This is a genomic window from Ideonella alba (assembly GCF_018069845.1).
GTDB classification, from domain to species: domain Bacteria; phylum Pseudomonadota; class Gammaproteobacteria; order Burkholderiales; family Burkholderiaceae_C; genus Ideonella; species Ideonella alba.
Map to the genome: position 1 here is coordinate 363,891 of NZ_JAGQDD010000002.1, position 13,377 is coordinate 377,267.

General features: G+C 73.6%; 12 protein-coding genes. 6 read left to right on the forward strand and 6 right to left on the reverse strand.

From position 1 onward, the window contains the following. The first annotated feature begins 42 nt into the window (after positions 1-42). From KAK03_RS05350 to KAK03_RS05370, 5 genes are read left to right on the forward strand one after another with little or no spacing between them, the layout of a single operon-like run. Entirely contained in the window at positions 43-216 is a 174-nt protein-coding gene (locus tag KAK03_RS05350; RefSeq protein ID WP_210852146.1) for a DUF2256 domain-containing protein, read from the forward strand. Beyond that, positions 213-1,775, forward strand: a complete 1,563-nt coding sequence (locus KAK03_RS05355; protein ID WP_210852147.1) for a cryptochrome/photolyase family protein — start codon at positions 213-215, stop codon at positions 1,773-1,775. The genes KAK03_RS05350 and KAK03_RS05355 overlap by 4 nt, the downstream gene beginning before the upstream one ends. Beyond that, a complete protein-coding gene (locus KAK03_RS05360; protein ID WP_210852148.1) occupies positions 1,772-2,962 on the forward strand; it encodes an FAD-binding domain-containing protein in 1,191 nt (396 codons plus the stop codon). Before KAK03_RS05355 ends, KAK03_RS05360 begins: the two co-directional genes overlap by 4 nt. Then, complete coding sequence (locus KAK03_RS05365; RefSeq protein WP_210852149.1) at positions 2,959-4,566, forward strand: cryptochrome/deoxyribodipyrimidine photo-lyase family protein; 1,608 nt, start codon at positions 2,959-2,961, stop codon at positions 4,564-4,566. Before KAK03_RS05360 ends, KAK03_RS05365 begins: the two co-directional genes overlap by 4 nt. Positions 4,567-4,599: 33 nt before the next feature. Further along, positions 4,600-5,253 carry a trimeric intracellular cation channel family protein gene (locus tag KAK03_RS05370; protein WP_210852150.1) on the forward strand — a complete coding sequence of 218 codons (654 nt, stop codon included), beginning with the start codon at positions 4,600-4,602 and terminating at the stop codon, positions 5,251-5,253. Positions 5,254-5,290: 37 nt separating this feature from the next. Here the strand turns inward: KAK03_RS05370 and KAK03_RS05375 are convergent, their stop codons facing one another. From KAK03_RS05375 to KAK03_RS05395, 5 genes are all read right to left on the reverse strand, one after another. Beyond that, positions 5,291-6,022 (reverse strand): alpha/beta fold hydrolase, encoded by a 732-nt coding sequence (locus tag KAK03_RS05375; RefSeq protein WP_210852151.1) that lies wholly within the window; start codon positions 6,020-6,022, stop codon positions 5,291-5,293. 101 nt (positions 6,023-6,123) lie between these two features. Continuing rightward, positions 6,124-7,080 (reverse strand): helix-turn-helix domain-containing protein, encoded by a 957-nt coding sequence (locus tag KAK03_RS05380; protein WP_210852152.1) that lies wholly within the window; start codon positions 7,078-7,080, stop codon positions 6,124-6,126. 61 nt (positions 7,081-7,141) lie between these two features. Beyond that, a complete protein-coding gene (locus KAK03_RS05385) occupies positions 7,142-9,313 on the reverse strand; it encodes a GH92 family glycosyl hydrolase (protein WP_210852153.1) in 2,172 nt (723 codons plus the stop codon). An 8-nt stretch (positions 9,314-9,321) separates the two neighbouring features. Next, on the reverse strand, positions 9,322-10,128 hold the full coding sequence (locus tag KAK03_RS05390; protein WP_210852154.1) for a phytanoyl-CoA dioxygenase family protein: 807 nt from the start codon (positions 10,126-10,128) through the stop codon (positions 9,322-9,324). Positions 10,129-10,140: 12 nt separating this feature from the next. Continuing rightward, positions 10,141-11,829, reverse strand: coding sequence for an alpha-amylase family glycosyl hydrolase (locus KAK03_RS05395; protein ID WP_210852155.1), 1,689 nt, complete (start codon positions 11,827-11,829; stop codon positions 10,141-10,143). Positions 11,830-11,923: 94 nt separating this feature from the next. Between KAK03_RS05395 and KAK03_RS05400 the strand changes: the two genes are divergently transcribed. Further along, positions 11,924-12,778 (forward strand): helix-turn-helix domain-containing protein, encoded by an 855-nt coding sequence (locus KAK03_RS05400; RefSeq protein ID WP_210852156.1) that lies wholly within the window; start codon positions 11,924-11,926, stop codon positions 12,776-12,778. Between the two features lie 31 nt (positions 12,779-12,809). On the opposite strand, the gene KAK03_RS05405 is transcribed toward KAK03_RS05400, so the two are convergent. Further along, the gene (locus KAK03_RS05405) at positions 12,810-13,376 is read right to left on the reverse strand and encodes an Lcl C-terminal domain-containing protein (RefSeq protein ID WP_210852157.1); all 567 of its coding nucleotides are present in this window, start codon (positions 13,374-13,376) and stop codon (positions 12,810-12,812) included. Between the last annotated feature and the right edge of the window lies 1 nt (position 13,377).

Below are 13,377 nucleotides of genomic sequence, written 5' to 3' on the forward strand. Positions count from 1 at the left end.
CCCTCCCATGCGTCATCTGAGTTGGTTCTGTACCATTTCGACATGCCGTCACCCCGGGCCGCCAGATCGCCATCGTTCAAGGGCAACAAGCAGGCCCTGCCCAGCAAGCCCTGCGCGGCCTGCGGCCGCCCGATGAGCTGGCGCAAGCGCTGGGCGGCCTGCTGGGACGAGGTGCGCTACTGCTCCGAGGCCTGCCGCCGGGCGCGCCGACCATGACCCGTCTGCGCCACCTGGTGCTGGTGCTGGGCGATCAGCTGGATCTGGACGCCGCGGCCTTCGATGGTTTCGACCCAGCCCAGGACGCGGTGTGGATGGCCGAGGTGGCCGAGGAGTCCACCCACGTCTGGTCCAGCCAGCCCCGCATCGCGCTGTTCCTGGCGGCGATGCGCCACTTCGCCCAGGCCGTGCGGTCCGCGGGCCGGCCGCTGCACTACCGGCGGCTGGACGATCCGGACAACCGCGGCACGCTGGCGGCCGAACTGGCGGCCGCCTTGCAGACCCTGTCGCCGGCGCGCGTGCTGATGACCGCGCCGGGCGACTGGCGCGTGTGGCAGGCGCTGAAGGAGGTGGTGGCCGAGGCGGGGCTGGAGTTGGAGCTGCGCGAAGACCGGCACTTCTTCTGCACGGTGCGCGAGTTCGCCGCGCATGCCCGCGGGCGCCGCACGCTGCGCCTGGAGTTCTTCTACCGCGAACTGCGCCGGCGCCACGGCGTGCTGATGCAGGGCCCCGGCGCGGACGCACAGCCGATCGGCGGCCAGTGGAACTTCGACGCCGACAACCGCGCGCCGTTCGGGCCCGCAGGGCCCGGCGCGGTGCCGCCGCGCAGCCGCTTCGAGCCCGACGACATCACCCGCGAGGTGCTGGCCCTGGTGGCCCGCCGCTTTGCCGACCATCCGGGTGCGCTGAACCACTTCGCCTGGCCGGTCACGCGCGCCCAGGCCCTGCAGGCGCTGCAGCAGTTCATCGACCAGCGCCTGCCGCATTTCGGCCGCACGCAGGACGCGATGTGGCCTGGCGAGCCCTGGCTGTACCACTCGCACCTGTCGGCGGCGCTGAACCTGAAGCTGCTGTCGGCGCGCGAGGTGGTGCAGGCCGCCGAAGCGGCCTTCCACGCCGGCCACGTGGGCATTGAGAGCGCCGAGGGCTTCATCCGCCAGATCCTGGGCTGGCGCGAGTACGTGCGCGGCATCTACTGGACGCAGATGCCCGGCTATCTGCAGCGCAACGCGCTGCAGGCCGACCAGGACCTGCCGGCCTGGTACTGGAGCGGCCGCACCGACATGGCCTGCCTGCGCGAGGCGATCACGCAGACCCTGGCGCTCGGCTACGCCCACCACATCCAGCGCCTGATGGTCACCGGCCTGTTCGCGCTGCTGCTGGGCGTGCGGCCGCAGCAGGTGCATGCCTGGTACCTGTCGGTCTACGTGGACGCGGTGGAATGGGTCGAGCTGCCCAACACCCTGGGCATGAGCCAGTACGCCGACGGCGGCCTGATGGCCAGCAAACCCTATGTGGCCACCGGGCGCTACATCGAGCGCATGGGCGGCGGCTGCGCCGGTTGCCGCTACGATCCGGCGCAGCGGGTGGGCGAGCGCGCCTGCCCCTTCACCACGCTGTACTGGGACTTCCTGGAGCGCCACCAGGCGCTGCTGGCGCGCAACCCGCGGATGTCCCTGCAGGTGAAGAACCTGGCGCGGCTGACCGCGGCCGAGCGCGACGCCGTGCGCCAGCGCGCCGACGCGATCCGCGCGGGCCAGGTGGGGGTGCCGGCATGAGCCTGGCCGAGTTCCTACCCACACCCGAAGCCGCCCGCGCCCGGCTGGCCGCGGTCCGCCCCGCCGACTACGCGCGCACGCGCAACGCGCTGGATGGCGCCGTGACCCGGCTGTCGCCCTACATCACCCACGGCCTGCTGAGCCCGCCCGAGGTGCTGGCCGCGCTGGCCGCGCGCCACCGTCTGCACCTGGGACACCGCTTCGTGATGGAGCTGGGCTGGCGCGCCTGGTTCCGGCACCTGTGGCAGACCCGCGGTGATGCGATCCTGCGCTCGCTGCATCCCGGGCCGCTGCCCGACAGCGCCTACAGCGACGTGCTGCCCGCCGACATCCGCCAGGCCCGCAGCGGCGTGCCGGTGATTGACCAGGCGGTGCGCACGCTCTACGCCAGCGGCTACCTGCACAACCATGCCCGGATGTGGCTGGCCAGCTACGTGGTCCACCTGCGCAAGGTGCACTGGCGCGCCGGGGCCGACTGGATGCTGGGCCACCTGCTGGACGGCGACCTGGCCAGCAACCACCTCAGCTGGCAGTGGGTGGCCGGCACCGGCAGCCACAAGCCCTACCTGTTCAACGCCGACAACGTGGCCCGCTACGCACCCGCGACCTGGCACAGCGCCGACAGCGTGCTGGACACCAGCTACGAGGCGCTGGACGCCCTGGCGCGTCGCCCGCATGCGGTGCCGATGCGGCCCTCGCTCGAGGGTCTCGACGAGCCCGCCCTGACCGGCCTGCCGCCCGGCGCCACGCCAGCGCGGGCGCAGGACGTGGCCGGGCGTGATGTCTGGCTGGTGCATCCCTGGGCGCTGGGCGACCCGCCGGCCGATCTGCCGCCGGGCCACCTGTGCCTGGGCTGGTGGCCCGCCGATCACCATGCCGCCTGGCCGTGGAGCGCGGCGCGCTGGGCCTTCGTGGGCACCCGGCTGTCGGCGCTGACCTGCCGGCAGTGGCACGCCAGCACCGGGCAGTTGGCCGCCGCGCTGGCCGGCGCGCGCTCGGTGCAGACGCTGGCCGACCCGCATGCCGACCCCTGGCTGCCGCCGCTGGTGCGGCGCCGCGCCGCGCCGGCGCTGTTCCCCGAGCCCGACCGCCCCTGCGCCTCGTTCTCGGCCTGGTGGTCGCGCAGCACCCGCGGCCTGCGGGACCTGTCCGAGTTGCCCGCGCTGCGCGGCGAGCTCATCGCATGAGCGACGCCGCGCCGCAACTCGTGTGGTTCAAGCGCGATCTGCGCGTCGCCGACCACGCCCCCTTGGCGCAGGCCGCGCAGCACGGCCCGGTGGTGGCGCTGTTCGTCTACGAACCCAGCCTGCTGCATTCCGCCGAGTTCGACGCCTGCCACCTGGACTTCATCAACGACGCCCTGGCGGCATTGCGCGAGGCGCTGGCCCGGCGCGGCTGCCCGCTGCTGATCCGGGTGGGCGAGTGCCCGCAGGTGCTGCAGGACCTGCAGGCGTCACTGGGCTTTCGGGCCCTGTGGAGCCACGAGGAAACCGGGCTGGAGGTGACCTACGCACGCGACCGTCGGGTGGCAGCCTGGTGCCGCGCCCAGGGCATCGCCTGGCACGAGATCCCGCAGTGCGGCGTGGTCCGCCGCCTGCGCAACCGCGACGGCTGGGCCGAGCGCTGGGCACAGCGCATGTCGGCGCCGCTGGTGGCCCCGCCGGTGGCGCTGCGCACCGTGGCGGCGCTGCACAACCTGGGCGAGGTCGCGGCGCAGCACCCGATCCGCAGCGCCGCCGAACTGGGCGTGGCGGGCGCATCCCGCCCCGAGGCCCAGCGCGGCGGCGAGCGGCGCGGGCAGGCGGTGCTGCAGTCCTTCCTGCGTGAGCGCGGTGTCGACTACCGGCGTGGCATGTCCTCGCCCACCACCGGCTTTCAGGCCTGCTCGCGCCTGAGTGCGCACCTGGCCTGGGGGTCGCTGTCGCTGCGCCAGGTGCACCAGGCCTGCGAGCAGCGCCGCGCGGCAATCGATGAGGCGCGCGCCGTGGGCGCGGCGGTGGATCCGCGCTGGCCCGCGTCGCTGCAGTCCTTCAGCAGCCGGCTGCGCTGGCACTGCCACTTCATGCAGAAGCTGGAGGACGAGCCGCGCATCGAGTTCGAGAATTTCTCGCACGCCTTTGACGGCCTGCGCGAACCAGGCGCCCACCCCGAGCGCCTGGCCGCCTGGTGCGCCGGCCGCACCGGCTACCCCTTGATCGACGCCTGCATGCGCGCGCTGCACAGCGGCGGCTGGATCAACTTCCGCATGCGGGCGATGCTGGTGTCCTTCGCGGCGCAGCACCTGTGGCTGCACTGGCGCGATTTCGCACCCTTCCTGGCGCGCCAGTTCATCGACTTCGAGCCGGGCATCCACTACAGCCAGGTGCAGATGCAAAGCGGCACCACCGGCATCAATGCGATCCGCATCTACTCGCCCATCAAGCAGGCGCTGGACCAGGACCCCGAGGGCGTGTTCATCCGCCGCCACGTGCCGGAGCTGGCCGCGGTGCCCACCGGCTTCCTGGCCCAGCCCGAGCGCATGCCGACGGCCTTGCAGCAGCGCCTGGGCGTGCGCATCGGCCACGACTACCCGGCGCCGATCGTCGATCACGCCAGCGCCTACCGCGCCGCGCGCGAGCGCATCGGCGCCTTGCGCAAGACCCCGGCTGCGCGCACCGAGGCCGAGCGCGTGCTGGCGCGGCATGGCAGCCGCCGCAGCGGCCTGCCGGCCACCGAGCGGCGCCCGCCCCGGCGCCCCCGCGACAGCGGCGGGCGGGCGCAGCTGTCCCTGTGGGGGGACGAGCCGACCTAAGATCGCGCCCATCACAGCAGGTGGCGAGGCGCGATGGCAGGCAGTGCTCCGTGGGTCTTGAGTCAGGTCCAGGTGGTGGCCGAGGCGGTGGCCACCGTGGCCTTTGCCTTGTCCGGCGTCATCGAGGGCGCGCGCAAGCGGCTCGATGCGGTGGGCATCTGCGTGGTCGCGGGCCTGGCGGCGTTCGGCGGCGGCACGGTGCGCGACGTGGTGCTCGACCGGCGGCCGCTGTTCTGGGTCGAGCACGCCGGCTGGCTGTGGGCGCTGCTGGCGCTGTGCATCGGCGCGATGGCCTTCATGCGGGCGCGCCACCTGGAACCCACCGAGCGGGCCATGCAGTGGCCCGACGCGCTGGGCCTGGGCCTGTTCACGGCCAGCGGCACGCAGATCGCGCTGGACAGCGGCATGCCCGCGATCGTGGCGGTGCTGCTGGGCATGGTGACGGCGGTGTTCGGCGGCGTGCTGCGCGACGTGGTCTGCAACGAGATCCCGCGCGCCTTCCACGACCACCGGCCATACGCCATCTGCGCGTTCACCGGCGGCTGGGTGCTGGTGGCCACGCAGGCCGCCGGCCTGGACGGCGGCCTGGCGCTGACGCTGACGGCCCTGCTCACCACCGGGCTGCGTGCCGCCGCGCTGGTGCGCGACTGGCGGCTGCCGGCCTGGCAGGCGGGACGGCCCGACTGAACGGCTCTCAGCCTCTGGGTCTGACGGCGCCGGCGGCTCAGTCGCGCCCGGCCTGCTCGATCGCCGCGGCGATGGCCGCCGGGTCGGTGAACCACACCTCGTGGCTGCCGCTGCATTCGATGTAGCGGAACAGCCCCAGCCGCTCGGACAGACGCGGGTGCCAGCCCAGGCTCTGCGGCAGCGCGCTGTCCATGCGGCAGTTCACATAGCTCTTGGGCAGCGGGCAGGCGGCCATCGGCTGGCTCAGCGTGATCGGGTCCTGGAAGGTCTTGTACGGGTGCGGATTCAGCCGATCGAAGGCCTGCTGCGCCAGCGCCAGGTCGGCGTCGTTGATGAAGGCCTCGCGCCAGACCGGGAAGGGCAGCATCACCGCGCCGCCGTGGGCCGCGGCCAGGCTGTCGAACAGTGCGGTGTAGTGCGGCGGCACCAGGTCGTTCAGGCACTCGCCCGGCTGCGGCACGAAGGCGTTGACGTAGACCAGACGGGCGATGCGCTGCGGGCACAGGTCGGCGGTGCGCGAGATCACCATGCCGCCATAGCTGTGGCCGACCAGGCGCACCTGCTGCAGCGCATGCTGCTCCAGAAAGTCCACCAGCGAGCGCGCGGCGTCCTCCAGGCCGGTGCCGCCGCGGTCGTCGCCAGGCCGGTTGCCGGCCAGCGTGGGGCAATGCACGGTGTGGCCGCGGGCGCGCAACTGCTGGGCGGTGGCTTCCAGCTCGGCGCCGGTGTGCCAGGCGCCATGCACGAGGACGTAGGTGTCGGTGCTCATCGGGGTCTCCTGTCGGGGTGATCAGGACCCGCAGTGTGGGCGCCAGTGGCATGGGCCACCGGCCGCTGTGTGCCAGGCCGCTGGCCGCTGCGTGCCAGGTGTCAGCGTGGGCGCAGGGCCGACGGCGTCTGGCCCAGGTGGCGCCGGCACAGCCGCGCGAAGTGCGACGGATCGAGCAGTCCGACGCGGCGCCCGATCTCGGCCACCGCCACCTGCCGCAGCGCCCGGCTGCGCAGCATCTGCTCGGCCTGCGCCATGCGCTCGGCCATCAGCAGCGTGGCGAAGGTCTGGCCGCGCGCCGCCAGCGCGCGGTGCAGGCTGCGCACCGAGCGGCCCAGGTCGGTGGCGATCGTGCTGGCGCTGAGGCCCGGCTCGGCCAGACGCTGGCGCAGTGCCGCCCGCACCTGTTCCAGCGTGTCGTCGGGTGGCGGTGCCGCGCGCGCGCCACCGCAGGCCAGCGCCAGCAGGGCGCCGAGCTGATCGGTCAGCAGTTCCGCCGGCAGTGGCGGCGCGCTGGCCAGGTCCGGCCGCCACGGGCGGGCAAAGGCCGACAGCGCCGCCCCCCAGTCGGCGAGGTCGTCATGGCGGAACGGCCGCGCGGTGTGCGCCTGGGGCTCGTCCACCCAGCGCAGCAGCCAGTCCAGCGGCAGGGCCAGCGACACGGTGCTGGGGCCGTCGGCGAAATCGAAGGCATAGGGCCGGCGGGCATCGACCAGCACGAAGTCACCCGGCCGCATCAGGGCCTCGCGGCCGTCCTGGCGCACGCGCCAGGGCGTCTCCTGGTTGCCCAGCAGGTAGGCCCAGCGGCCGTCGCCACGGGCGATGCCGCGCGGCGTGCGCCAGACCTGCTGTGCCGAAGCGCGCACCCAGTTCACCCCCAACGGGCCCAGCGGCGCGGACAGCAGTTCACCCTGGAAGCCCTGCGGGTTGCCGCTGGCGTCCATCGCCAGAAAGCCTTCGGAGATGGCACCCACCCAGTAGTCCAGGCGCTGCGCGGCGGGCACGGCATCGGTGCTCCAGCGGCGCGGCGCGGGGGCGGGCTCGGGGCGGGTGCTCATGGCCGCAGTGTGCGGCGGCGCCGGCCTGTCCGGGGCTGGGGCTTGCCCGGTGCCGGTCCGCTCAGCGCCGGGGTGAAGCTGCCCTGAAGCTCAGGTTTGACGCGCGCTGCAGCGCCTGGTGCGACACCTGCCGCGCGGGCAAGGCCTGCGCGTCCAGCCAGGGCAGCGGCCCCTGGCCACGGAGGCGCAGCCAGGGGCCAACCGGCCGCCACAGCGCTGCGCCGCGCACCATTGGCTGGCCCAGCACATAGCGGCCGCTGAAGGGCTCGGCGGGGTAGAAGCCCAGCACCGCGAAGACCAGCCAGGCGCTCATCTGGCCGACGTCGTCATTGCCGACCAGGCCCGCCGGGCCGGTGCCGTAGAAGCGCCGCACGATCTGCTCGCGCAGGCGCTGGCCCTTCTCGGGCGCATCGGTCCAGGCATACAGCCAGGTGATGTGGTGGCTGGGTTCGTTGCCGTGCGCGTACTGGCCGATCAGCGCCTCCTGGCCCAGGTGCGGGTCGGGCGCCGGCACCGGCAGGCTGAAGAAGCGGTCCAGCCAGGCTTCGAGGCCGGCGGCGCCGCCCAGGCGGGCGCGAAAGCCCTCGGCGTCGTGCAGTGCCGGCGTGGCGGTGTACTGCCAGGCATTGGCCTCGGTGTAGTCGCCCGGGTTCTTCAGCGGCGAGGTGGCCATCACCGGATCGAAGGGCGTGCGCCAGCGGCCGGCGCTGTCCTTGCCGCGCAGCGTGTGCGTCTGATCGTCGAACAACCGCAGCCAACTGCGTGAGCGGGCGCGGAAACGCTCCGCCAGCGCCGGCTGGCCCAGCCGCTCGGCCACCGCGGCCACGGCGGCATCGCCATAGCCCAGCTCGGCGGTCAGGCTGACCGATTCACCGGTCTGCACATCCAGCGGCAGGTAGCCGAAGCGCTCCAGCGTGGCCCAGCTGCGCTGCGCCCAGGCCGGCGCATCCGGGCGCTCACGGGTGCTGGTCTCGACCATGGCCTGCAGCGCAGCGGCCTCGTCGATCGCGCCCCCCGCCCCGAAGCCCTTGAGCAGCGCGTCGGCGATCACCGGCAGCGCCGGGTTGCCGATCATGCAGTAGGTCTCGCGGCCCCAGCTGGTCCACAGCGGCAGCCAGCCCATCTGCCGATGGTGCGCCAGCAGGGTGTTGACCATGCCCGGCACGCGTTCGGGCACCAGCAGCGTGAACAGCGGGTGGGAGGCGCGGAAGGTGTCCCACAGGCTCAGTGTCGAGTAGTAGACGCCGCCCGGGGCGTCGATCACCTCGCCACGCGGGCCGCGCACCCGGCCGTCGGCATCGGCGATGTCGCTGGGGTGCTGCAGCGCGCGGTAGAGCGCCGAGTAGACCAGGCGCCGGGTGCGTGCATCGGCATCGATGCGCAGGCGGCCCAGCAGCGCATTCCAGGCGCGATCAGCGCTGGCGCGCACGCTGTCGAAGTCCTGGCCGTCGGCCGTGGCCAGGTTGCGCTGCGCGCCGTCCTCGTCCACGGTCGACAGGCCGATGCGCGCCTCCAGCGTGCGGCTCTGGCCCAGGTCGAAGCTCAGCAGCCAGCGTGATGCGTGCTCGCCCGGCCGTGGCGGCAGCTGCTGGCGGTGCTGCACCGGGTGGCTGAAGCGCAGCGCGAACGAGACCTGCCGCTCCACCCAGTTGCGGCGCTGCAGCGTGCCCTGCAGGCCATCGACGCGTGGCGTGACCTGGGCTGAGAGCACCGTGGGACCGTCCACGTAGTGCAGGCCGTGCTGCAGGTCCACCAGCACCTGCACGCGGCCCGGGCGGTCGAAGCGGTAGCGCTGCAGCGCCACCTTGGGCGCGGCGCTCAGCTCCACCGAGACGCCATGGCCCGGCAGCCGCACGCGGTACAGGCCCGGGTGCGCCTGCTCGTTACCTTTGACAGCGCTGAAGTCGGTGGTCTGTTCGGTCCAGGCCTGGCCGGCACGCGGCTGCAGCAGCACGTCCCCCAGTTCGGGAATGCCGGCGCCGCTGTGGTGGGTGTTCGAGAAGCCCAGGATGCGCCGGTCCTGGAACTGGTAGCCGGCGCTGTGGCTCCAGCCGCGGTCGGCGGTGTCGGGCGCCGGGAAGACCATGCCGAAGGGCACGGTGGCGCCGGGGGTCACATGGCCGGTGCCCTGGGTGCCGATGAAGGGGTCGACCCAGCGGGTGAAGGACGGCGCCGCGGCGGCGGGCAGGCCGACCGCACCCAGCAGGCCCAGCATCAGGACCCCACGGCGCAACGCTGCGCTCATGCGCGCTGCCAGACCACCGGGTTCTTGCGCGTGGCGATCGGCTCGCCTTCGCGCGCACCGGGACACCACTGGTCGCGGTCATTGGCCTGGATCGCGTTGAGCGCCGGCACCAGGCGCATGCCGGCGTCCATGTAGATGATGGTCATCACCGAGCGCGGCTGCGCGCTGTGGTTGGGACCGGCCTTGTGGAAGGTCCAGCCCAGGTGGAAGCTCACCTCGCCCAGGTCGAAGCCGCCCGAGACGAAGGCGAAGCCGTGGCGCGCCATGTTGGCGCTGATCCGCGCCTCGCTCTCGTCCGAGATGCCCAGGTCGCGGCCGAAGGCCACCGACTGGCTGCCGGCGTAAAAGCCCAGCGGCCCCATCTCGGGCGGCACCGGCTGCAGCGGGATCCAGGCGGTGATCGTGCGGTCGGAGTCCAGCGGCCAGTAGTACTGGTCGGCATGGGCCGGCGTGAGGCCGCCGCCCGGCTCCTTGTAGAGCGACTGGTCGTGGTACAGACGTACGCCGTCCACCTCCAGCAGCTCGGCGGCCAGGCGGCCCAGGCGCCGACCCATCACGAAGCGGCCGACCAGCGGGCTGCGCTCCCACAGGTTCATCACCTGCAGGAAGGCGCGGTCGTAGGTGCTGCGCTCGGCCAGCGGCCGCTGCTCGGTGTTCAGCGCGATCGTCAGCCGCGTGATCTCGCCGCCATAGGCCTCGAGCGTGTCGGCGCTGAGCACCTGCTTGAGCTTGATGAAGCCGTCGCGGCGGAACTGCGCGACCTGCTCGGCGCCGAGGGCGTAGGGAGTGTCGAGGTCGGTCATGGCAGGGCGGGGTCAGGGGGCAGGGAAGAAGGCCGCCGCGCCGGCGGGCAGGGGACGGGCAGGGTCCAGGGGCAGGGCGCTGCACCACAGTGGCGGCTCGCCCGCGCAGGCGAGCGCCGCAGCCGGCCAGGCGGCGGGCTGGCCGCCCAGGTTGAACAGCGCCAGCACCGCGCCCGGGCCGTCGCCGCGGCGCAGCAGCAGCACCTCCCCCTGGGCCCACAGCACGGTGCAGCGCCCCTGGCGCAGCGCTGGATGGGCGCGGCGCAGGGCGATCAGCGCGCGGGTCTGGTTCAGCATCGAGCGGGGATCGGCCTGCTGGCGGTCCACGGCCAGCGCCGCATGCGCCGGGTCGGCCGGCAGCCAGGGCGCTGCGCTGCTGAAGCCGGCCGCGGGCGCTTCGGCCGACCAGGGCATGGGCGTGCGGCAGCCGTCGCGGCCCGGGATCAGCGGCCAGTTCGCCAGGCCGTAGGGGTCCTGCATCTGCTCGGGGGGCACCTCGCTCTGCGGCAGGCCCAGCTCCTCGCCCTGGTAGACGAAGACCGTGCCACGCAGCGCCATCAGCAGCGCCATCCAGGTCAGCGGACCCGCAGCAGCGGCCGCGATGGTGCCCCGGCCGGCGGTGCCTGCACCGAGACTAAAGCCCGTGGCGCCGTCAGCGCCCCAGCGCGAGGCCACGCGTGGCGCGTCGTGGTTGGAGAAGGCCCAGGACGGCCAGCCGGCGTCCTCGGTCCAGGGCTCGAGTTGGCGCGCCACCCCCGCGGCGTCCGGCCGCGCGCCCAGGAAGGCGAACGAGTAGGCCGTGTGCAGCGCATCGCCGCCGCGGGTGTAGGCCCGCATCGTGGCCAGCGCCGCCGGGCCACCGATCTCGCCCACGGTCATGCGGCCGGGGTAGCGGTCCATCAGCGCGCGCAGCCGGCGCAGGAAGTCCAGCGACTGCGGCTGGTCCATCGTGTAGCGGTGCTGCTGCATCAGCACCGGGCTGTCGCCGCGCTGCCCGGGCGGGGCGGGCGGGTTGTCGCGCAGCAGCGGGTCATGGGCGTAGAGGTTGGCGGTGTCCAGACGGAAGCCGTCCACACCGCGGTCCAGCCAGAAGCGGGCCACGTCCAGCACCGCCTGCTGCACCGCCTCGCAGTGGAAGTTCAGGTCGGGCATCTGCGGCAGGAACTGGTGCAGGTGGTACTGCCGCCGGCGCGGCTCCCAGCGCCAGGCCGGACCGCCCATCCAGCTGAGCCAGTTGTTGGGCGGGCTGCCGTCGGGCCGCGGATCGGCCCAGACGTACCAGTCGGCCTTCGGGTTGTCGCGGCTGGCGCGGCTCTCGATGAACCAGGGGTGCTCGGCCGCGGTGTGGCTCCAGACCTGGTCGATCAGCAGCTTCAGGCCCAGCGCATGGGCCTCGCGGACCAGGGTGTCGACATCCGCCAGCGTGCCGAAGCGCGGGTCGATGTCGCAGTGGTCGGCGACGTCGTATCCGAAGTCGCGCATCGGGCTGGGGAAGACCGGGCAGACCCACAGCCCGTCCACGCCCAGCGAGGCGATGTAGGGCAGGCGTGCGGTCAGGCCCGCCAGATCACCCAGGCCGTCGCAGTTGCTGTCCTGGAAGGAGCGCGGGTAGACCTGGTAGAGCACGGCGCCACGCCACCACGGCGCGGTGGGGGCCGGTGCGGGGGCTGTTTCACCCGTGTCGGGTGTCTGCGTGGACATGGCGCCGCAGTATGGGCGCTGACCCCGATGGGCGCCACGCGCGGATCAACCGACAATGACTGTTTTGTTACCTCCATGACCATAGAGGTGTGTCTTGAGAGTCGTTCAGGAGTCAGTTCCGCAGGCCCAGGCGCTGACCATGCGCGTGCTCGACCTGTCGCTGGCGGCCTTCGATGGCCCGGTCCACATGCACCCGATGCTGGAGCTGACCTGCATCGCGCGTGGCAGCGGCCTGCGCTTCGTTGGTGACACGGTGGAGCCCTTCGCCCCGGGCGATGTGGTGCTGGTCGCGCCGCAGGTGGCGCATGCCTGGTGGTCAAGCGCATCGCGGCGGGTGGCCGGCGCGGCGCAGGCCACGGTGATGCAGTTGCATGACACGCCGGCCTTGCAGGGGCTGCCCGAGTGGGCGGCAGGCCCGGGCGTGCTGCTCAGCGAAGCGGCGGCGGGCTGGGCGCTGCAGGGGCCGCTGGCGGCCGAGGTGGCGGCGGCGCTGCCGGCGCTGTCGAGCACCCAGGGCCTGGCTCAGCTGGGTCAGGCGCTGGCGCTGCTGGCGCGCATCGCCGCCCCCGAGGCCCGGCGCTGGCGCCGCCCGCTGGGGCTGCGCCAGCGCCGGCCCGAGGCGACAGCCGCCGCCGGGGCGCGGCGGGTGGACGCCTTGCTGACCTGGGTGCGCGACCACCTGCAGGAGGACCTCAGCGCCGCGGCGGCTGCGCGCCAGCTGCATGTCACGCCGGCCGCCTTCAGCCGCAGCTTCAAGCGCCTGGTCGGGCGCTCCTTCACCGACTATGTCAACGACCTGCGCATCGCCGAGGCCCGGCTGCTGCTGCGCCGCACGGACCGCCCGATCAGCGAGGTGGCGGCCGCCTGCGGCTTTGCGACGCTGTCGAACTTCAACGCCCAGTTCCGGCGGCGGGTGGGGGTGTCACCGCGCGAGGATCGGCGCGGCTGAGGGCCGGTGCGCGTCGCGCGGCCACGGCGCGTCAGCGCGTGCTGCGGACCAGGCGCACGGCCAGCCGCGAGCCCCTGGGCACGTCATCGCGCGCCTGACCGTCGCCCAGGTGCACCGCCCAGCCGTTGACGAAGCTGCTCTCAGGCGGCGCACTGGCGGTCTGGCCGCGCATCACGCTGCCGTAGTTGTAGGGGTTCACCGCCTCGTGCGACAGGCTGGGCGTGCCACTCCAGTGCCAGTCGGCCGGGGCGTCGGGGAAGAGCTGCGGGTCCAGCCCCTGGCCGTTGCGGCGCACCAGGCGCTGCAGTTCGGGCACCCGCGGCAGGCGCCAGGCACGGCCGCTCTGCTGCGCCAGCGCGCGGGCACGGGCCAGGGCTTCGGTGTGGCGCAGCAGCTCAGGCGTTCCGCCGCAGGCCCGGCCAGTCCAGCGCTGGCCCAGCAGACAGCGCGACCAGGCCAGGTGGGTGGCCGGGTCCAGGATCTCCTGGCCATCCTGGGAGGGCGCCAGCGCCGCGGCCGCGGCCGAGGCGGCCAGCAGCAGGGCGGCCGCCAGCGTGGCTGGCAGACCCAGGCCGGCGAGTGCAGGGGGACAGTGCATG

What these genes read in the sequence shown, in the direction of transcription:
- KAK03_RS05350 (WP_210852146.1), top strand. Translation starts at nt 43, where the DNA reads ATGCCGTCACCCCGGGCCGCCAGATCGCCATCGTTCAAGGGCAACAAG.
- KAK03_RS05355 (WP_210852147.1), top strand. Translation starts at nt 213, where the DNA reads ATGACCCGTCTGCGCCACCTGGTGCTGGTGCTGGGCGATCAGCTGGAT.
- KAK03_RS05360 (WP_210852148.1), top strand. Translation starts at nt 1,772, where the DNA reads ATGAGCCTGGCCGAGTTCCTACCCACACCCGAAGCCGCCCGCGCCCGG.
- KAK03_RS05365 (WP_210852149.1), top strand. Translation starts at nt 2,959, where the DNA reads ATGAGCGACGCCGCGCCGCAACTCGTGTGGTTCAAGCGCGATCTGCGC.
- KAK03_RS05370 (WP_210852150.1), top strand. Translation starts at nt 4,600, where the DNA reads ATGGCAGGCAGTGCTCCGTGGGTCTTGAGTCAGGTCCAGGTGGTGGCC.
- KAK03_RS05375 (WP_210852151.1), bottom strand. Translation starts at nt 6,022, where the DNA reads ATGAGCACCGACACCTACGTCCTCGTGCATGGCGCCTGGCACACCGGC.
- KAK03_RS05380 (WP_210852152.1), bottom strand. Translation starts at nt 7,080, where the DNA reads ATGAGCACCCGCCCCGAGCCCGCCCCCGCGCCGCGCCGCTGGAGCACC.
- KAK03_RS05390 (WP_210852154.1), bottom strand. Translation starts at nt 10,128, where the DNA reads ATGACCGACCTCGACACTCCCTACGCCCTCGGCGCCGAGCAGGTCGCG.
- KAK03_RS05395 (WP_210852155.1), bottom strand. Translation starts at nt 11,829, where the DNA reads ATGTCCACGCAGACACCCGACACGGGTGAAACAGCCCCCGCACCGGCC.
- KAK03_RS05405 (WP_210852157.1), bottom strand. Translation starts at nt 13,376, where the DNA reads ATGCACTGTCCCCCTGCACTCGCCGGCCTGGGTCTGCCAGCCACGCTG.